This is a genomic window from Vibrio sp. D417a (assembly GCF_030248595.1).
Taxonomy (GTDB): Bacteria; Pseudomonadota; Gammaproteobacteria; order Enterobacterales; family Vibrionaceae; genus Vibrio; species Vibrio alginolyticus.
In genome coordinates, this window is the sequence record NZ_JAHGAM010000020.1 from 1 (window position 1) to 20,087 (window position 20,087).

The 20,087-nt window shown below is 45.5% G+C and carries 18 protein-coding genes; 14 read left to right on the forward strand and 4 right to left on the reverse strand.

What is annotated here, in order from left to right; translation table 11 throughout:
* The first annotated feature begins 339 nt into the window (after positions 1 to 339).
* Positions 340 to 561 (forward strand): hypothetical protein, encoded by a 222-nt coding sequence (locus tag KI742_RS18950; RefSeq protein WP_005386686.1) that lies wholly within the window; start codon positions 340 to 342, stop codon positions 559 to 561.
* Positions 562 to 696: 135 nt separating this feature from the next.
* Here KI742_RS18950 and KI742_RS18955 read toward each other — a convergent pair whose 3' ends face one another.
* Positions 697 to 945 (reverse strand): DUF1289 domain-containing protein, encoded by a 249-nt coding sequence (locus KI742_RS18955; protein ID WP_005378062.1) that lies wholly within the window; start codon positions 943 to 945, stop codon positions 697 to 699.
* 184 nt (positions 946 to 1,129) lie between these two features.
* Here KI742_RS18955 and KI742_RS18960 point away from each other — a divergent pair, with 184 nt between their 5' ends.
* The 9 genes from KI742_RS18960 to KI742_RS19000 all read left to right on the forward strand — a co-directional run bounded on the left by KI742_RS18960 (position 1,130) and on the right by KI742_RS19000 (position 11,415).
* Positions 1,130 to 1,576, forward strand: coding sequence for an META domain-containing protein (locus tag KI742_RS18960; RefSeq protein ID WP_005378077.1), 447 nt, complete (start codon positions 1,130 to 1,132; stop codon positions 1,574 to 1,576).
* 435 nt (positions 1,577 to 2,011) lie between these two features.
* Positions 2,012 to 3,172, forward strand: coding sequence for an ABC transporter substrate-binding protein (locus KI742_RS18965; RefSeq protein WP_213905292.1), 1,161 nt, complete (start codon positions 2,012 to 2,014; stop codon positions 3,170 to 3,172).
* Positions 3,173 to 3,181: 9 nt separating this feature from the next.
* Positions 3,182 to 4,891, forward strand: a complete 1,710-nt coding sequence (locus KI742_RS18970; protein ID WP_213905293.1) for an ABC transporter permease — start codon at positions 3,182 to 3,184, stop codon at positions 4,889 to 4,891.
* Entirely contained in the window at positions 4,857 to 5,504 is a 648-nt protein-coding gene (locus KI742_RS18975; protein WP_065274385.1) for an ATP-binding cassette domain-containing protein, read from the forward strand. The genes KI742_RS18970 and KI742_RS18975 overlap by 35 nt, the downstream gene beginning before the upstream one ends.
* A complete protein-coding gene (locus KI742_RS18980; protein ID WP_042522015.1) occupies positions 5,497 to 6,108 on the forward strand; it encodes a CDP-alcohol phosphatidyltransferase family protein in 612 nt (203 codons plus the stop codon). The genes KI742_RS18975 and KI742_RS18980 overlap by 8 nt, the downstream gene beginning before the upstream one ends.
* A 123-nt stretch (positions 6,109 to 6,231) precedes the next feature.
* A complete protein-coding gene (locus tag KI742_RS18985) occupies positions 6,232 to 6,711 on the forward strand; it encodes a glycine zipper 2TM domain-containing protein (RefSeq protein ID WP_065274384.1) in 480 nt (159 codons plus the stop codon).
* 202 nt (positions 6,712 to 6,913) lie between these two features.
* Positions 6,914 to 8,443: a nitric oxide reductase transcriptional regulator NorR gene (norR, locus tag KI742_RS18990; protein WP_065274383.1), complete on the forward strand. Its 1,530-nt coding sequence runs from the start codon at positions 6,914 to 6,916 to the stop codon at positions 8,441 to 8,443.
* Positions 8,444 to 8,617: 174 nt separating this feature from the next.
* Entirely contained in the window at positions 8,618 to 10,279 is a 1,662-nt protein-coding gene (hcp, locus tag KI742_RS18995) for a hydroxylamine reductase (protein WP_045626782.1), read from the forward strand.
* 80 nt (positions 10,280 to 10,359) lie between these two features.
* Positions 10,360 to 11,415, forward strand: a complete 1,056-nt coding sequence (locus KI742_RS19000; protein ID WP_285386260.1) for a hybrid-cluster NAD(P)-dependent oxidoreductase — start codon at positions 10,360 to 10,362, stop codon at positions 11,413 to 11,415.
* A gap of 213 nt (positions 11,416 to 11,628) precedes the next feature.
* On the opposite strand, the gene KI742_RS19005 is transcribed toward KI742_RS19000, so the two are convergent.
* From KI742_RS19005 to KI742_RS19015, 3 genes are all read right to left on the reverse strand, one after another.
* Positions 11,629 to 12,570 carry a class I SAM-dependent methyltransferase gene (locus tag KI742_RS19005; protein ID WP_054574036.1) on the reverse strand — a complete coding sequence of 314 codons (942 nt, stop codon included), beginning with the start codon at positions 12,568 to 12,570 and terminating at the stop codon, positions 11,629 to 11,631.
* 31 nt (positions 12,571 to 12,601) lie between these two features.
* Positions 12,602 to 13,294, reverse strand: a complete 693-nt coding sequence (locus KI742_RS19010; RefSeq protein ID WP_138939984.1) for a TIGR01621 family pseudouridine synthase — start codon at positions 13,292 to 13,294, stop codon at positions 12,602 to 12,604.
* An 82-nt stretch (positions 13,295 to 13,376) separates the two neighbouring features.
* The gene (locus KI742_RS19015) at positions 13,377 to 14,747 is read right to left on the reverse strand and encodes a sodium-dependent transporter (protein WP_285386263.1); all 1,371 of its coding nucleotides are present in this window, start codon (positions 14,745 to 14,747) and stop codon (positions 13,377 to 13,379) included.
* 430 nt (positions 14,748 to 15,177) lie between these two features.
* On the opposite strand from KI742_RS19015, the gene cls reads away from it, so the two are divergent.
* From cls to KI742_RS19035, 4 genes are all read left to right on the forward strand, one after another.
* The gene (cls, locus tag KI742_RS19020; protein ID WP_005378105.1) at positions 15,178 to 16,632 is read left to right on the forward strand and encodes a cardiolipin synthase; all 1,455 of its coding nucleotides are present in this window, start codon (positions 15,178 to 15,180) and stop codon (positions 16,630 to 16,632) included.
* A gap of 211 nt (positions 16,633 to 16,843) precedes the next feature.
* The gene (locus tag KI742_RS19025; RefSeq protein ID WP_017820862.1) at positions 16,844 to 18,049 is read left to right on the forward strand and encodes a cystathionine beta-lyase; all 1,206 of its coding nucleotides are present in this window, start codon (positions 16,844 to 16,846) and stop codon (positions 18,047 to 18,049) included.
* Between the two features lie 248 nt (positions 18,050 to 18,297).
* Positions 18,298 to 19,203 carry a triacylglycerol lipase gene (locus KI742_RS19030; RefSeq protein WP_005378107.1) on the forward strand — a complete coding sequence of 302 codons (906 nt, stop codon included), beginning with the start codon at positions 18,298 to 18,300 and terminating at the stop codon, positions 19,201 to 19,203.
* Positions 19,204 to 19,215: 12 nt separating this feature from the next.
* Complete coding sequence (locus KI742_RS19035) at positions 19,216 to 20,076, forward strand: lipase secretion chaperone (RefSeq protein WP_138939986.1); 861 nt, start codon at positions 19,216 to 19,218, stop codon at positions 20,074 to 20,076.
* Positions 20,077 to 20,087 lie beyond the last annotated feature (11 nt).

Sequence of the window (20,087 nt, forward strand, 5' to 3'; positions counted from 1 at the left end):
AGAAGGTGGTAATTTACTTTCGATAAATTACTGAAAACTCTCCACCTTCACAATATGTTCAAAAATTGTTCATTTGTGTTATTGACGCCCCTGTGTTGGGCTTCTATGTTTGATAAGGTCTTTTTAATATGCAGGTTCATCGGCTAAATTTCGCGAAACATTTTTAATCGCATAGTCAATGATTCTGAGAAAGATGTGAATGGCGTTACAAACACTGCTCTCAAACAATTTGTCTTTGGACTTCAAACGATGGTGATGTGCCTCCACGCACACACTAATGAGCAGCGATCTGGACGTCAATGTGTTCAAACTGCTGCCATCGAGTTCTGGAGGTCAAAAATGAAACGAGCCAGCAATAGCTACAGACTCCAAATGATCAAAGAAGTAGTTACCCGTAGAGAGCGTGAAGCTTGTACGGATCCTATGGCGAGATATATTCATCAACTGATGGATGAACGCCCAACAAGTAAATTAGATGTTGAATTCAATCATCGATTTTCAGGAAATCACTTCGACGAACAAGCGGGAGGCTGGGTTAGCGACCGTTGGTCGATGAAATAACGCCAATTACCGCTCTATAGGGAAAATGGATAGGAGATTCCCGGTTCTTAAAGGACACCTTGCCGGACCGGGAATATGTAAAAGCCTAATCAGAACCGAAAGCGAAGGCGTAACCCCACAGACTGAACAAGAGTTCTAGAATAAGTCTTGTTGAGGCGATGACTCATCTTGAAGCTGTTCTGGCTTCGTCTTCCCTGCCAACATCTTTCTTCTGTACCTTTGACGACACAACTTAATAACGTGCAACTGCTGAGCGGGGGTTAAGTTAAGCCAATTAAACCTTTCCTCTCTCTTTCTCATACACCCCTTGCAATACCCTTTTTCATCGGAGGTACATACTCCAACACAAGGGCTTGGGACAGTAAAAAACTCCAGTTGCTCCATACTAAAACCGCTCTTTCCATATTAGGGCGTATTGGCCTAGTTTAAATAATGAGAAGATTAGTCAGCAACAAAACTTGCTATATGCTTCGTTATGTCAAAAACATACGAAACCATAACCTTATGCTGACAAAAACAGTGTTTTATTACTTATACTTACCGCGTTTATAAAAACGGAGTCTATAAAATGAAGCTTAGCCTAAAAACGTTAGTTACAGCAATCTCTCTCCCTGTTCTTATGACTGCTTGTGCTAGCAACGGTGATGATGTGAAAGAAATAACGGCTCAAGATTTGCAGCACCACAACTGGGAACTTGTTCAAGTTGATGGCAAAAATATCGTTCTAGACGAACACCAAAAAGCGGCTCGCCTAGAAATCGGTGAAAATCTAACCGCAAACGGCAACGCAGGTTGTAATAACTTCTTCGGTCAAGCCGAGCTGAAAAACAACCAACTACGCATCGAAAAAATGGGCATGACCATGAAGATGTGTATGGAAGATCAAATGAAGATCGAAAACGCAATGACACAAACACTATCTAACTGGAGCGATATCACGCTAACTAAAGATGGTCTTGTTCTGAAAAGTGCCGATCACGAATTGACGTTTACACTACGTGACTGGGTAAACTAATCCCAACTAAGTAAACCAGATAGTATCTTAAAGCAGCCAAACGGCTGCTTTTTTTATATCGATGAATCGTTAGTCATGCATGCTAAAGTCATTTAAATGGCCAACTTTCTTTCTCTTTTCGCCCTCAATTCCATGCTTTAGACATCAATTTTGCTCTGTAAAACAACCTATTCATATCTCTGGGGACAATAATTTTCAATTACTTGAAAGAATATCCTCAAACAAACGGTCCGCTCCTAAAATGACACCAAATTTGTCCTTTATTCGTTTTGCTTCACATTGAGAGTAATTCTTTGAATCAATGAGTGATTCCGTTTGGGATTGGCATTGATAATAGAGAGAGATGAATTACTATCCTTGTAACAGAGCGGAACGACTTGCGAAAACGTCAATAGAAACGAAAGCAAGAACCAAAAGACATAACACGGAATAGATATGAAAAAGCTACTCAGCAGCATTGGCATTTTAGCCACGACTTTTGCGACACCTTCTTTTGCCGATTCATCAGTGAATAGCGAATGGCAAAAAATCGAACAGCAAGCCGACGGGCAATCCGTCTACTTTCATGCTTGGGGCGGGAGCCAAGAAATTAATCGCTACATACAGTGGGCGAGTAGAGAGCTAAAATCACGTTATAACGTGACGCTAAACCACGTTAAAGTAACTGATATTTCTGAGACCACTACTCGACTTATCGCAGAAAAAGCGGCAGGCAAAAACAGCGGTGGTAGTGTTGATATGGTTTGGATCAATGGCGAAAACTTCAAATCAATGAAGGATAACCAATTGCTATTTGGTCCTTTTGTCGAAGGTTTGCCAAGCTGGCAATATGTGGATAAATCTCTACCAATTGATGTGGACTTCTCCGAGCCAACAGAAGGTCTAGAAGCACCTTGGGGAGTAGGACAATTAGTGTTTATCCATGACGAGCAAACCCTCCATAACCCTCCAAAATCATTCTCAGAAATGCTGAGCTATGCAAAAGCGTTCCCGAATCGCCTGACTTACCCTCGACCACCAGAGTTTCATGGCACAAGCTTTATCAAAGCATTACTCATTGAACTGTCTAACAACGCCCCTGAGCTGCAACAACCAGTTACCGATGACACGTTTGAACAAGTCACTCAACTGCTGTGGTCTTATCTAGATGAGTTCCATAAAGTCGCTTGGCGCGGTGGTAAGCAGTTTCCAGGCGGTACAGCAGAAACCCTTCAGCTACTAGATGATGGTCAGACTGACCTGGCGATTACCTTTAACCCGAACGCGGTTTTCTCTGCGCAGTCGAGCGGTAATCTTGCAGAGAGCACCAAAGCGTACGCAATGGACGCAGGAGCACTCTCAAATATCCACTTTTTAGCGATTCCTTGGAACGCAAATGCCAGTGCTGGTGCACAAGTTGCGATAAACTTTTTATTGAGCCCTGAAGCACAGTCTCGCAAAGGTAACCTAAACATCTGGGGCGACCCTTCGGTACTAAGCAACCAATACCTAACTGGTTCGGCCAAAAACACTCAACAATTCAAATCTATCGCTGAGCCACATCCAAGTTGGCAAGCGGCGTTGGAAAAAGAATGGTTGAAACGCTACGGGAATTAGTAAGAATCCATGTTAAGAGCGCTGTATTTAGTCATTATCGCAGTTTGTATTTTGCCTACCATTCCGGGACTACTTGGAGTGGTGGTCTCTGCGCTCGGTTATGTGCCTCCTATCGGCTTGCACCACTTTTCTTTAGATGGCTTTAACGCTGTTTTTGATTGGGAGGGTGTTTGGACATCCATCGGGCTTACTTTCTACTCTGCCATTTTCAGTAGCTACTTGGCTTGCTTGATCACATTTGCGATTTTGCAAGCCTCTTGGGGCAGTAAGTTTTGGCGAAAAATTGAAGTAAGCCTCTCGCCACTTCTTGCCATGCCGCACGTAGCGTTTGCGATTGGCTTTGCGTTCTTGTTTGCCCCAACTGGTATGGGCGTTAGGGTTCTCAACCAACTGTTTGGTTACGACCCGAATGCACAAACGGTGAATGACTTAGCATTGCTGATTAAAGATCCGCACGCACTCGGTTTGATCATCATGCTTGCGATTAAAGAAGTGCCGTTTTTATTGTTGATGAGTATTCCAATTCTTCAGCAATTGAAAGTCGATAAGATTGAAAAAGTCAGTCATTCGATGGGCTACAGTTCGGCGCAAGCGTGGTGGAAATGCGTGTTCCCACAGTGGATAGCAAAACTGCGCTTTCCAATGCTGGCGGTATTGGCTTACAGTTTGTCCGTTGTCGATGTCGCCCTGATTATTGGCCCCACCAACCCGCCGACGTTTGCGGTTTTGGTATGGCAATGGTTTAACGATCCAGATTTATCGCTCCTACCAAGAGCGGCCGCTGGCGCAGTAATACTGTTTGCGATCGCAAGCCTTTTGATTGGATTTGCACGCTTAATGGAATGGTGTATTACCAAAGGCTTCAAACGCTGGCAGTACTCTGGTCGAAACGGGTTTCGTTTACCCGGTAAAACCCTATTTTCACTGGTCGCGCTACTTGCACTTCTAATGATTCCACTCATGGTGCTGTGGAGCTTTGCCCAACGTTGGCGCTTTCCAGATTTGCTCCCAAGCCGTTACAGCCTGCGTTTTTGGGAATACGAATGGCACAGTATTCTAGGGACTCTAGAACAAAGTATGTCAATCGCCCTAATCAGCGCGACTGTCGCGCTAGTTCTTGCTTTAATAGTACATGAGTATCGTCTCCGTTATCGCTGGCAGGTGCCCGGTTACATCATCGCCATCCCAATGCTGATTCCTCAGCTATCCGTGCTATTCGGTATGCAAGTAGTGACGCTGTACTTAAACAGTAATGCGTATTTCTTTTGGGTATGTTGGGCGCATGTATTCTTTGCGTTCCCATTTATTTACCTCTCGCTAGACGGTCCGTGGCGCAGCTTCGATAACGGCTTAACTCGCGTCGCACTCAGCTTGGGTAAATCACCGATGCAAGCTTGGTTAAAAGTGAAACTGCCAATCCTCCTGCCTGCAATTGCATTCGCGTGGGCTGTCGGTATTAGTGTCAGCCTGGCGCAATACCTACCAACATTGGTGCTAGGGGCTGGGCGCATTAGCACCATCACAACCGAAGCCGTTGCACTATCCAGTGGTTTTGACCGACGTGTCACCGCTATTTACGCCATTTGGCAAGCTCTGCTGCCATTCTTGTTCTTTTCTTTTGCGATACTGCTTAGCCACTTGCACAGGAAGTATCGCCGCTTGTCTATAAAAGGTTTACTACTGAATGAGTCTTTGTCTCGAAAACCTCGCCATCCGTAAAACCAATGGCGACGCGCTTTTTTCAGCGTTCAACATGACCGTAGAAAAAGGTGAAATCGTTACCCTGATGGGGCCTAGCGGTTGTGGTAAATCCACTTTGTTGGATGCCATTGCCGGGCACCTATCCGCCGAGTTCAACTACTCTGGATCCATTACGCTTGATAACGAAAAGTTGGATGCCCTCCCTGCCCATAAGCGTCAGGTCGGTATTCTATTCCAAGAAGATTTGCTCTTCCCTCATTTAACGGTGTGGGAGAACCTTGCCTTCGCGCTACCAAACTCAATCAAAGGTGAAGAGCGTAAAGCTCACGCTATGCAAGCACTGAAGAACATTTCATTGACCAAACTAGCAGAGTCCTTTCCTGACCAAATTTCGGGAGGGCAACGTGCCCGTATCTCATTGACTCGTATGCTGCTAGCAAAGCCAAAAGTTGCGCTACTTGATGAGCCCTATAGCAAGCTGGATAAAGACCTGCGCGTGCAATTTCGCAATTGGGTGGTCGAACAATTGCAGCAAGCGAACATCCCTACTTTGATGGTAACGCACGATGAAGACGATATTCCTGATGGCAGCAGCTGCCTAAACTGGCCGTGGGAGACAAATCATGCTTGATAGCCTGAGTATAAAGCTCATCCGCAAACCGCTGGCACTCAGTGCGAAATATCTCGATAAATGTGGTATCACTGCAAATCAGACGACAGTGTTTGGTTTTGTACTTGGCTGTTTTGCCCTGCCGGCTTTGATCACCGAACAGTACTTGTTGGCGTTGCTGTTTATTTTGCTGAACAGAATCTGTGATGGGTTAGACGGTGCACTGGCGAGGATTCAAGGCATTACCGATGCGGGTGGTTTTCTTGATATCAGCTTAGATTTTTTGTTCTATTCGTTGATTCCTTTTGGCTTTGTGCTTGCCAACCCAGAGCACAATGCCGTTGCAGGCGCATTTTTGATTTTTTCCTTCATCGGCACTGGTAGTAGCTTTTTGGCTTTTGCCATCATGGCAGGAAAACAAGGCATCGATAATCCGGTATATAAAAACAAATCGCTTTACTACATGAGCGGCTTAACCGAAGGTACAGAAACCATTGGCTGCTTGGTTTTATTTTGTTTGCTACCGCAACACTTTGCCGTCATCGCGTATATCTTTGGCGCGGCATGCTGGTTTACTACTTTTACACGTATTTATTCAGGGTTTCATACGCTTAACGATCATTAATACTGCTTAGACAATCGCGTTTCCTTAAGGGACAGGCCGCTAAGCCACTGTTTTATAAAGCACCAAAACGCAGGTTAAATTGGGGTATATACTCTTTGAATGAAGAAACCATTCGGAGGCTATATGAAAAAACAGATCAATTTAGGCATGTTGCTCACCATTACTTGTGCGCTCGTGCTTGGCGGCTGTAGCTCACCTAACCCGTACGGAGATGCATACGGCTCATCCGACACTCGCAAAGTTCAGCAGGTTTACTACGGCACAGTAGAAAAAGTAGAACCCGTAACCATTGATGCCTCTACCCAATCCAATGCCATTGGCACCATCGCTGGTGCTGCCGTGGGCGGGATCTTAGGCTCAAAAGTTGGGGGCGGTTCTGGCTCGGATATCGCTGCCATTGGTGGTGGTCTATTGGGTGGCTATGCAGGCAGCAAAGCGGCTGAAGCAACCGCGAAACGAAATGGCGTGAATCTGACCATTCGTTTAGAGGACGGAAAGATTATCTCTATTGTTCAAGAAGCAAATCCAAACATGATTTTCCAACCAGGCCAAGCGGTCCAAATCAATGTTTCTGGTAATAACGCCAGAGTCGTTCCTCGTTAATTCGGACGAACCAAACCTTTGGCCTGCTTTGATTCAAACACCTAACCCGCGCAAGCTCACATCACTGGCTTGTTAACTTGCGCGTTTCTTTTCGTATCAAACTTGATCGTCGTCAATGGAACATCAATCTCCCACACCTTTCGATGTTCAAATGACATCAAGTTGCTAGCATGAGCCCATTCCAGATAACTTTGGGCTTGTTATGACTCCGACTATTGACCACGTACTCCTTAATATCGCGCTAAACCTCAGCTCAAATCGCTCTCACGAGCAGCAATATCAAAACCTCATTGATGGGGTCGCGCAAGTATTCCCATGTGATGCGAGCTGCCTGTTTATTTTCGATGAGGATGGGTTTCTAACTCCTGTCGCGGTAAAAGGCTTATCCAGCTCAGTCTTAGGTCGTCGCTATTTCCCCAAGGCGCACCCTCGCTTAGATGCCATTATTCATAGCCGTGAACCGGTGCGTTTCGATGCCGATTGTTCACTGCCGGATCCTTTCGACGGCACACTATTAACTGAAGACCAATGCATTGATGTTCACGATTGCATGGGCTTTAGCTTGTATGTCGAAGGCCAACTTGTTGGCGCACTAACGATGGATGCACTAACGGTGGGCGCGTTTGATGACATTGACCCTGTCGCTATCGAAACCTTTGCGGCTTTGACCGCTGCGACATTGCGTAACATTGCTCAGTTAAAAGCGCTCAAAGCGCAAAACCAGAAGCAAAAAAGCGTCACTCAAACCCTTATCCAACAAGCCCGTTCTCAACATGGCGAAATGGTGGGTTTGAGTCCGCAGATCAACCAGTTACGAAACAACATTGCGACTGTTGCTCAATCAGATTACGCGGTACTTATCTTAGGAGAAACCGGAACTGGTAAAGAACTGGTCGCGCACTCGGTACACGCGCAATCTCATCGTAGCGATAAGCCGATGATTTACGTCAACTGTGCGGCCCTGCCTGAAGGTCTGGCTGAGAGTGAACTGTTTGGCCATGTCAAAGGCGCATTTACAGGTGCTAATAGCCACCGTGCCGGTAAGTTTGAACTGGCAGACGGTGGAACGATTTTCCTTGATGAAGTGGGCGAACTGCCTTTGATTTTGCAAGCAAAATTGCTGCGCGTAATTCAGCAAGGCGAGCTGCAACGTGTAGGTAGCGATCAGCATTTGATGGTCAATGTGCGCATCATCGCCGCGACCAATCGACAATTAGAAAAAGAGGTCGAATCTGGCACGTTTCGAGCAGACCTTTTCCACCGTTTGAACGTGTTCCCAATCCAAGTCCCCCCACTGCGTGCCCGTGACGGGGATATTCCCGTTTTAGCAGGATATTTGTTGGAAAAAGTACGCCAACAATTCAATGCACCCAATCTGCACGTTCACCCTAAAGTGTTGACTCAACTGGAGTCTTTACCTTGGTACGGAAACGTACGCGAGCTCGAACACACTTTAACTCGCGCGGCTTTACACGCTATTCAACAAGGTGCAAGCACGATCATGCTTAACCATTTTGACACCTCATTAGCTCTCGATGATGTAAAAAACACATCGCATTATCTGCCTAAAGAAAGCCAGCCAATGCGAGAGCTAATAGAAAGCTATCAACGTGATTTAATTGAACATGCTTTGAGCCAAACTGGTGGCGTTTGGGCAAAAGCAGCGGAGTTTTTACAAATGGATCGCGGGAACTTATATCGGATGGGTAAAAAGCTCGGGATCAATAAATAACCGACCACAAGAAGTCGATGTGATTAAGACATCAACTGCGTTGTCTTAATTACATCAACCACTCTCCTAAATCTGATAAAATTCAATACAAATCAACAAGATAATAATTGGCACACATTCTGCTCTCTAGCGGTCAACATCACGACTATTAAAACAATCACTGGAGAACCCAATATGTTCTGTATTCAATGTGAACAGACAATTCAAACCCCTGCTGTTAAAGGTTGTTCTTTTGCACAAGGCATGTGTGGCAAAACTTCTGAAGTATCAGACCTACAAGACGTGTTGGTTTACACACTGCAAGGGGTTTCTTTTTGGGCATCAAAAGCACTTGAATTCAACATCATTAACGATGAAATCAACCAATGGGCACCCAAGGCATTTTTCTCTACATTGACGAACGTAAACTTTGACCCTGAACGTGTCCTAGAGCTAACTTCTCAAGCGGCAACGTACAAAGCATTGCTAAAAGAGCAAGTAATGTCTGCTGCAACACTCGCCGATACCGAAGTTGCTGACATTCCTGCTGTTGCTCACTTTGAGCTACCAAATAGCGCAGAAGCGATCTTAGCTTTTGCTCCTCAAGTCGCGGTTAACCGTGGTAAGGACCAAGTACATGAAGATGTTATTGGCCTACGCCTACTTTGCCTATACGGCCTTAAGGGTGCCGCAGCATACATGGAGCACGCACGTGTTCTTGAGCAAACCAACAACGATATCTATGCCGAATACCATGAAATCATGGCGTGGTTGGGCACAGACCCTGAAGATCTTGGCGAACTACTTGATTGCTCAATGCGCATTGGCCTGATGAACTACAAAGTGATGGAAATGCTCGACCAAGGTGAAACAACGACCTTCGGCCATCCAGAACCAACCACGGTGAACGTCAAGCCAGTAAAAGGTAAATGTATTCTTGTTTCTGGCCATGATTTGCATGACCTAGAAAAAATCCTGCAACAGACTGAAGGCAAAGGTATTAACGTTTACACCAACGGTGAAATGCTGCCTGCACACGGCTACCCTGAGCTGAAGAAATACCCTCATCTCGTCGGTAACTACGGCAGCGCATGGCAAAACCAACAGAAAGAATTCGCAAACTTCCCTGGTGCAATCGTAATGACGTCAAACTGCTTGTTGAATCCAAATGTGGGTCAATACGCAGACCGTCTATTCACCCGCAGTATTGTTGGCTGGCCTGGAGTGGCTCACATCGAAGGTGATGATTTTAGCCAAGTGATTGAATGTGCTCTAGCGCAAGACGGTTTCCAACACGATGAAATCGAACACCACATCACGGTTGGTTTTGGTCGCAATGCACTGATGAACGCCGCCCCTGCGGTTATCGACCAAGTGAAGCAAGGCAACATCAAACACTTCTTCCTAGTCGGCGGCTGTGACGGCGATAAAGCAGAACGCAGCTACTACACCGATTTTACGGCTGAAGCGCCAGAAGACACGCTAATCCTGACCTTGGCGTGTGGTAAGTTCCGCTTCAACAAGAATACGTTCGGCGATATCAACGGCATCCCTCGCCTATTGGATGTGGGCCAATGTAACGATGCTTACTCTGCAATCCAGCTTGCACTTGCACTGGCGAAAGAGTTTGACTGTGACATCAATGAACTACCACTCACGCTTGTGCTTTCTTGGTTCGAGCAAAAAGCGATCGTTATCTTGCTAACGCTATTTGCATTGGGCGTGAAAGGCATTTACACAGGCCCTACTGCACCGGCATTCCTAACGCCAAACCTAATCGCCATCATCCAAGAGAAGTTCGATATGCGCAGTATTGGCAATGTTCAGGATGATCTAAAAGCCATCCTAGCAGCTTAATAAACTTGCTTGTTCGCGCCTCCTTACGCGGAGGCGCTCTCTATTTCGAACTAAAAATAGCCACAACCAAAGAGATTGTTATGTTTTTTGAATGGCAAGGTAACCAACCCGTCACACTCCGTTGCATCGACAAATACTTCGAAACACACGACACCGTCAGCATCAAATTGGCCGAACTAACCGAATCACTTCTGTTTCAGTTTAAGCCTGGCCAGTTTATTAACTTAGGCGTGGAAATTGATGGAAAAATGGAGTTTCGCGCCTATTCAATCAGCTCGATCAATGAAGACGATCACCTTCAACTCACCATCAAACGAGTATCTGGCGGTAAAGTATCGAACTACATCGTTGACTCGCTGCTGCTCGGTGATACTGTTCAAGCATTACCACCAGCAGGCGAATTCAACTGCATCGACCATCCACCCGTGTTACGTGATGGCGAAACAAAAGCCTTGCTTATCAGTGCAGGTTGCGGCGTCACGCCCGTATTTTCGATGGCAAAACACTGGCTGAGTAATCAAGATGAAAACGACAACGATGTGGACATCGCATTTCTTCATATTGCACGCAGCCCAGAAGAGACGATTTACTACGATCAGCTAGAAACGTTAGACGCCGTATATCCCAACTTCAATTTAAAATTGTTGCTGAAAAACCGCGAAGGAACGTCACACCCACAAGGTCGTTTGAATGCCAACTGGATTAAAGAGCTTGTTCCTGATTTCAAACAGCGCACCGTTTACCTGTGTGGTCCAAGCCAGTTTATGCTAGATGTACACGGCTATTTGAATGACCTTGGTTTTGACATGACGAACTTCTACCAAGAGAGTTTTACGCCAGCGACTGGCGCAGAATCATCGGTCTCCGATGAGACGGTTAACGTTTCTGTTCCTGATTTTGCTCAAAGCATCGATGCGCAAAAAGGTCAGGTACTGGCCGATGTGCTCGAAGGCGCAGGTTTACCATTAATCGTCGCTTGTCGAAGCGGGATTTGTGGCTCGTGTAAATGCAAGGTTCGTAAAGGCAACGTCTCTTCTACCAGCCTAGAAACATTGACGCCAGAAGAAATTGAACAAGGCTATGTGCTCGCCTGCTCATCAACTATCGAAGCGGATCTTGAAGTGCAGATCGGTTAATGCTGCTGGTATCGATCTTTTATTGTTTCCCGTCATTCCGACGAGCCTAGGCGAGATCAGGAATCCAATATCAGCGTGTTAGGAATAACTCACTCTGATAATAGACTCTGAATCACACTCGCGTCTCGCTATTCAGATTAACGGGGTATCGTGGAAATGCCAGCCGTACTCAAACGGCTGGTATTATAGATAGGCACAACTTTCGTTTCGTCGTCATTGCTTCTCGCTAAACAGCAACACTTTCAATGCAGCTTCGCTGTCTACGTCCATAAACTCTGGTGGGTTATCCAGACGCTCACGGAATGTCAACTCTGGCGCTTCTTCTTTCATGCTTTCAATCAAGAAGTCGCTTGTCACAGATGGTGAGTTCACACATGCCATCACTTGACCGCCTTCTGCCAACAAATCCGGCAATCGACGTAGAATCTTTTTGTAGTCTTTAGTCAGCGCAAAGCTGCCTTTCTGGAATGAAGGCGGATCGATAATGATCAAATCATACTGACCAGATTTTTTAATCTTACCCCAAGATTTAAAAATATCGTGCCCCATAAAGCTTACCTGGTTGATGTTATGACCATTTAGCTTGTGGTTCTCACGACCTTTAGACAGCGACGCTTTTGCCATGTCGACGTTAACCACTTTATCTGCGCCACCCGCAATGGCAGCGACAGAAAAGCCACACGTGTAAGCAAACAAGTTAAGCACGTTTTTGTGCTTCGCATTTTCGCGAACCCAATCACGACCGTAGCGCATGTCCAAAAACAGACCGAAGTTTTGGTTGCGGCCAATATCCAATTGGTATTTCAAACCGCTTTCTTCAACGACAGGGCGAGCGTCTAATTCACCGACAAGTACTTCTGAAGGCGCACCATCGGCATAACGGTGCTGAAGAACCATAGTGCGACCTTGCTTGTCTGCCCACAGTGGTGATAGTGCCAACGCATTCAGGCCGCTTTTCAGCTCAGCGAGAAACGCGTCGTCGACTTCTTTAAACAAGTTGATAATCAACTGACCTTGTAACCAATCACAGGTGATTTGCTCTAGGCCCTCAAAACGACGGCCACGACCATGAAACAGTCGACGAATTTCATTCGGAGCTTGCGCGAGCTCGGTTTCTAGATGCTGAAAGAACAGCGGAAGTTGTGATGCTTGCATCGAGTTCTCTTATTAGTTTTCTTTGTGACGGTTATTTGATCGTAGGCCAGTTCAGCTCCCAAGGGGAAAGCCAAGTATCCAAGCCCTGAGAGACTATTTCACTGTGCCATTTGCTACCCAGCACTTTGTATTCTCGTGGATCGCAAACAAAGCGATATTGCTCATCTCGGTATTGGAAGCAAAGTGAAAATGCATGCAGATAACCGCGATCAGCCTCATTGCCTGCATTGTAAATCGGGTCGCCAACAATACCTGAGCCAACCGATTTTAATGCCACGCGGATTTGATGCGTTTTACCAGTGTGTGGCTTACATAAAAATAGGCGCTCTCCGGGCTCTGCCGCAAGAGAGAAAAACTGGGTGACGGCTGGGTTGTTTTTGCTGTTGACCAGCTTCCATGATGAACGGCGCGAACGCTCCATATCACCAACGACCAAACCTTGTTTCTTTTTCGGCTTTTTAGAGCCAATCGCCAGATAGAACTTTTCCACTTGGCGGTCAGCGAAGGCTTGCGATAACGCACTGGCCGCTTTGGCGCTACGTCCGAGGAGCAGAATACCCGATGTCATTTTATCCAAGCGATGGATAAGATAGAGCTGCTGATCACCACTCTGCTTAGCCACTTCTTGCAGCAGCATTGTGTCGCCATCGTCTTTATGAACAGAGACGTTGGGATGCTTATTGATGATCAGAAAATCGGGATGGGTATGTAGAATATCGAACATAAAAAACTGGCTCCACGTTTGGAGCCAGCAGTATACATAAGTTATCGGACAAAGCTATCGAGGCTTGCCCCCAAGGTATTTGCTAAAGCTTCTTCGAGAAAATGCCAGCAAGACCAATGATTGCGATACCCAGCAGCATGATTTCACCTTTGCCACTATCAAAGCCAGACTTAATCCCCATGAAGGCAACAATAGCAATCGCAACAGGAATCAGGTATTTAACTAGGTTGTACCACAATCCAAATAGCGGGAAGGATACTTCGCCGTCATTAGTGATCTCTTTTTCTAGCTCAGCACGGCTTAGGCGCCATCCTGCAAAGATACAAACCAACATACCACCAACCGCTAAGAAGATTTTGTCCGTTAGCAAGTCGAAGATATCAAAGGCACCGGTACCGAACAGCGTTGGCCCCATTCCACCTAAAGATAGTGACGCAAAAATACATAATGCCGCCATAACTGCACTTGCAGACAGAACAGCGTTAGAGCGCTTCATGCCTTTCTCGTCGATTAGGTAAGACACGACAACTTCCAATAATGATACTGAAGAAGTTAATGCCGCCACCGTCAAACCGATGAAAAATAGCAACGCGAATAGCAACCCAATCACTCCGCCCATTTCAGCAAACAGCTGAGGAACGACAACAAATACAAGACCAGGGCCTGCCGCAGGCTCCATGCCAAAGGAAAACATAGCTGGGAACATAGCAACACCAGCAAGAATCGCGACACCTGTATCCATAGCTGTAACCATACCGGTTGTTTGAACTAGGTTCTCTTTCTTCTTCAGGTAAGAACCGTACGTCATCATACAACCCATACCTAAGCTAAGTGAGAAGAACGCCTGTCCTAGTGCAGCAAGAACCACGTTGCTGTCGACTTTAGAAAAGTCCGGCATGAATAAGAACTCAAGGCCAGCCATTGCACCTGGCAGCATCAAGCCTTTAACAGAAACAACGATTAGGATTAAGAACAGAAGCGGCATCAGAACCTTACCGGCTTTCTCAATACCACCCGAAATCCCTTTCATCACAATCATGACGTTAAGGAACAGGTAAACACCCATCCACATTAAAGGTTGAATCGGATCTGAGATGAAACCGCCAAAACTGTCGCCAATTGCTTCTGGCGCGCTGAGTAGACCACCACCCACTTTAAAGATGTAGGCCAATGCCCAACCACCAACCACAGGGTAGAAGCCCATGATCAAAAGACCACTGAAGACTCCCATAACGCCAGTAAACGTCCAGCGTCGGTCAGTTGTTTTGAATGCACCTACGGCAGAAAGACCTGTCTTACGACCAATAGCGAACTCTGTCAGCATCACGCTAAAGCCGATAAAAATTACAAAGATAAGATAGATAGCAACGAATGCACCGCCGCCACTCTCACCTGCTGTGTAAGGGAATTTCCATATATTGCCTAAACCGACAGCGGAACCCGCTGCTGCCATTACGAAGCCTAGTTTAGACCCCCACGTATCACGTGGTGCTGCTGTATTAGTTGTAGCCACGCTTTTTCTCCAAAATTAGTTTGTTGTGTATGCATAGAGATAGGCGTCTAAAAAGTTTATGTAAAAATTATTGTACACTTATAAAATAAGCGTTCGACGCACTATGTCTAGAAAGTAAAGCAGCTCCCCTTTAAAATTGGAACCCCAAAAAAGTACATTTATCGCACAAGTGTCGAGTTACGCAGGTTAAATGCTGCTTTTTTGTTCAAAAGTTAAAGAATGACCTTATTTTTCACATTAAAATAACAGAATCAGCTGTTATGAAATTTGTTCCTCATATAAGGTCAATCCCACGTCTAAATGGGAAATCTATTCCCCCAACCCACTTTTATGCTTAATATCCTAGAAGGGCATATTACTCTGAGCGTATATGGACAAGTTTTATCACTTTCTTACTTTAGCTGGCATCGGGCTATATTGGTTACTGGTCGCAGGTGTGACCATTCGTGTCGTTTTAAAGCGCCGTGCAGTGAGCGTGTCTTTAGCTTGGCTAATGATCATTTATATCCTTCCCGTTCTGGGTGTCGCGTGTTATTTCCTCTTCGGTGAACTGAACTTAGGCAGAAAACGGGCCGAACGCGCAAAAGAGATGTTTACACCATTCGAGAAGTGGTTCAGTCAACTTAACGACTGTAACGCGCACAACCCAGAAACGATGGGAAGGCACATCTACCGAATTGATGAACTTTGTAACAACCGCCTTGGTCTTCCCGCATTGAGCGGTAATACATTGTCGCTGCAACAGTCACCTAATGAGATTTTGCATTCCATTATTGAAGACATCGAAAACGCGCAGAGCAGTATTCGAATGGTATTCTACATTTGGCATCCAGGTGGTTTGGCTGACTCTGTCGCTTCTGCACTTATCCAAGCGGCTAAACGCGGCGTAGATGTCAAACTATTGCTCGATTCAGCAGGTAGTCCACGTTTTTTCAGAAGTCCTTGGTATCGAATGATGCAGGATGCTGGAATTGAAGTTATTCAAGCGCTAGAAGTGAAGATGTGGCGTATTTTCTTGCGTCGTCTTGATCTTCGCCAACATCGCAAGATCATCGTAATTGATGATGAAATTGCTTATACAGGTTCAATGAACTTGGTTGACCCGGCTTACTTCAAGCAAAATAGTGGCGTTGGGCATTGGGTGGACATCATGGTTCGCATTACGGGACCAACGGTAAACGTATTGAGTGCCATCCACTGTTGGGATTGGGAAGTCGAAACTGGCGAACGTCATTTACCAAGACTACCTGAATGCAAGATCGATGAGAGTGAATTCCAACACCCTATTCAGGTTGTGCCTTCTGGCCCAGGTATGCCGGAATATCTGATCTATCAAGTATTAACATTGGCAATAAACCAAGCCAATCGCTCGGTACGAATCACAACACCATATTTCGTGCCCAATGCTGATTTACTCGAAACGTTAAAGATGACAGCACAACGAGGCATTGACGTTGAACTCATTATTCCCCATAAAAATGACTCTATGATGGTGCAATGGGCGTCACGCGCTTTTTATAGTGAGCTCTTGAGTGCAGGGGTCAAGATTTATGAGTTTTATGGTGGTTTGCTGCATACAAAATCTGTCGTAATTGACGACCAATTCTGTTTAGTTGGCACCGTAAACATGGATATGCGCAGCTTGTGGCTGAACTTCGAAGTGACCCTCGCCGTTGATGACGAAGAGTTCACCAAGCAAATGTCTTGGTTACAAGATAGCTATATTAAGCAATCTCACACTGTTGTATTGGAAGAATGGGAGAAAAGGAGCCTATTTTCTCGGTTCTTAGAGCGAGTGTTCTATCTCTTCAACCCACTCCTCTAATACCTCAAATACACAGGCTAAAAAACCTCCAGCGCTACATGCATCCTGCTGGAGGTTTGTTCTTTTAGCTCCCTATCTACACGATACCTCTCGACATCATTACCTGTTCATCTTGGCTGTTATTGGCTGATAGTTGACTTTTCCCTTGCATAACCTACGTCGTCCATGTTTTAAATATTCAAAACCGCAATATTTAAGACAGGGAACTTTTATGTCAGAGGGAAAAAAAACCAAACTCATTACCGCTGGCCGCGATAAAAAGTGGACAAATGGTGTTGTAAACCCACCCGTTCAACGCGCTTCAACTGTGGTATTCAATACCGTTGCAGAAAAGAACCAAGCCACCATTAATCGTGCAAACAAAACGTTGTTTTATGGTCGCCGAGGCACCAACACGCACTTTGCTTTCCAAGACGCAATGGTTGAGATTGAAGGTGGAGCTGGTTGCGCGCTTTACCCTTGTGGAACGGCAGCAATTTCAAACGCCATCCTCTCTTTCGTTGAAACTGGCGATCACATTCTAATGGTGGACACTTGTTACGAACCAACTCGTGACTTTTGTAACACCATCATGAAAAAGATGGGCATCGAAACCACCTATTATGACCCAATGATCGGTGAAGGTATCCGAGACTTGATTCAGCCGAATACCAAAGTCCTTTTCTTGGAGTCTCCTGGTTCAATAACCATGGAAGTCCAAGATGTGCCTACATTAGCGCGCATTGCCCACGAGCAAGATATCATCGTGATGCTAGACAACACATGGGGAGCGGGCGTGAACTTCTCTCCTTTCGAGCATGGCGTAGACATTTCCATTCAAGCGGCAACTAAGTATATCGTTGGACATTCAGATGTCATGCTAGGTACTGCTGTGGCTTCTGAAAAGTATTGGGATCAGCTTCGTGAACAAAGCTACCTGATGGGTCAGTGCGTTTCTCCTGACGACGCATACCTAGGTCTTCGAGGTATTCGCACGTTGGATGTTCGCCTAAGACAGCACGCAGAAAGCAGTTTAAAAGTCGCTCAGTGGCTCGCTTCTCGCCCAGAAGTTGATCATGTCCGCCATCCAGCTTTAGAAACAAGCCCTGGCCATGAGTTTTTCAAACGAGACTTCACAGGTGGAAACGGCTTGTTTTCATTTGTTCTCAAAACGTCTTATCCAAAAGCGACGACGGCTCTGCTTGATGGTATGAAACACTTCAGTATGGGTTACTCTTGGGGCGGTTATGAAAGCCTCATTCTAGCTAACGAACCTAAGAGTTTTAACAGCCTAAGAACCGTAGCTCACCCACACTTTGAAGGTACTTTGGTTCGTATTCATATTGGCTTAGAAGACGTAAATGACTTGATCGCTGATTTAGAGGCTGGTTTTGCGCGTTATAACGCCTTAATGCTTGAAAAAGAAGTCTCCCTATAACAATGATTGAATCGCCCTGCATTGCGGGGCGTTTTTATAACTCCCTGACTTAATTAGAATTAACTAACATTCACCCGAACCATTAATTGATGTTAATCATTTATGTTGTTTTTCAATTGAGCAGTCACAGAATGAAATAATGTGCCACAAATAGGCTTTCCAAATTTAGAGTTTCTCTCCTACTTTTTATCATTCATAAGAGGTCATACCACAAGGAGATAGTTTTGAAACTCAAATTTATAGCGCTAATGCTTTTTACCTTAGTTACCGTCCCAATAACCTCCGTATACGCTGCAACAGGTTATACCCAAACCAAGTATCCGATTGTTCTGGTTCACGGTTTGTTTGGCTTTGATACCCTGGCAGGCGTTGATTACTTTTTCGGAATACCACATTCCTTAACGAAAGACGGCGCTAAAGTTTATGTAGCGCAGGTATCCGCGACCAATAGCAGCGAAGTTCGAGGGGAGCAACTGCTTGCTCAAGTAGAAACCTTACTTGCAGCAACAGGCGCAGAGAAAGTCAATCTCATTGGTCACAGTCATGGTGGTCCAACAACGCGCTATGTTGCCTCTGTCCGTCCTGACCTAGTCGCATCAGTTACGAGTATAGGAGGCGTTAATAAAGGGTCTAAAGTGGCAGATTTAGTTCGTGGCACCGTATCTGAGGGTTCGGGTAGTGAGCAGCTCGCGGTAAAACTGGCGCAAGGCTTAACTACTCTTATTAATCTTCTATCAGGTGGTTCTGATCTCGACCAAGACCCTTTAGCCTCACTAGCAGCATTAACCACGGAAGGATCATTAGCGTTTAACCAACACTACCCGGAGGGAGTCCCTACCAGTGAATGTGGTAATGGTGACTTGCTGGCTTCAAATGGCGTTTATTACTACTCATGGACCGGATCATCCACTTTTACAAACGTTTTCGATCCGACCGACGCTGCCATGATGGTACTTGGCTTAGCCTTTGATGGGCCAAATGATGGCTTAGTTGGTGCGTGCAGCACACATTTGGGCAAAGTCATACGTGATGATTATCAAATGAACCATTTGGATGAAATTAACGGCCTACTCGGTATCCATCATCTTTTTGAAACCGATCCAGTCACGCTTTATCGCCAACATGCAAATCGTCTCAAACTTCAAGGTTTATAAGAGGTCATCACAATGAAGAAAGTCGCTCTCACCACTTTTATCCTGCTCTCGATATTTGGCGTGGGAGCGCTTTCTCTGTTGCAAAGCGACAAACAACAAGAGATAACCTCTAACCATTCGCAATCTCAGCAAGATATAGCCGCCGATGTCTCTTCTCCAAAAGATTTCTTCGAATATTCTCTTAGCCGGCTGGGCGAAGAAGATCTCGATACGATCAAAGCGGAAGTCAATGATGACACTTTAGCAAAGCAAACTCTGAATATTGATGCCACACTTTTTCAAGCCTACCTTTCCTACAAGCAAGCACTCACTGCATTAGAGCCTTTTGAGCACAACCACCTAACGCTTGAACAGTTAACCATGCTGAATGAAGCAATACTGAACTTACAGCTTCAATACTTTAACGAGGTGCAGATAACCCAATTGTTTGACGAAGAAAACCGACTTCGCCAGCTTGCATTAGAAAAGCTGACGATCAAAAAACAGGCATCGGATATCGAGAGTCAAACACACCTTCTCAATCAAGCGTTATCAGAACAACCGGATTACATACGAGAAAGTGAACGCAATAACGCATTAGCAGAGCAGCTCGAGCAAGCTTCTCAGCTTGATTCACAAGATAAGTACATCGCCCGTGTTGCTCTGGTAGGAGATGCCGGAGCGCAGAGGCTGCAAAAGCTTGATGAGCAAAGAGCATCATTTGAGACTCAACTCGCCACTTACTTAAAGCAGCGTCAAAATATTCTGAATAGGGATTTTCTAGGGCAAGACGAAAAACAGGCAGAAATCATTGCTTTAAGAAAACAAAGCTTCGATGCCACTCAATGGCGTCGAATCGAAGCTTTGGAACGTATTCATGATAGCCAGAACTAACAACATTAGCT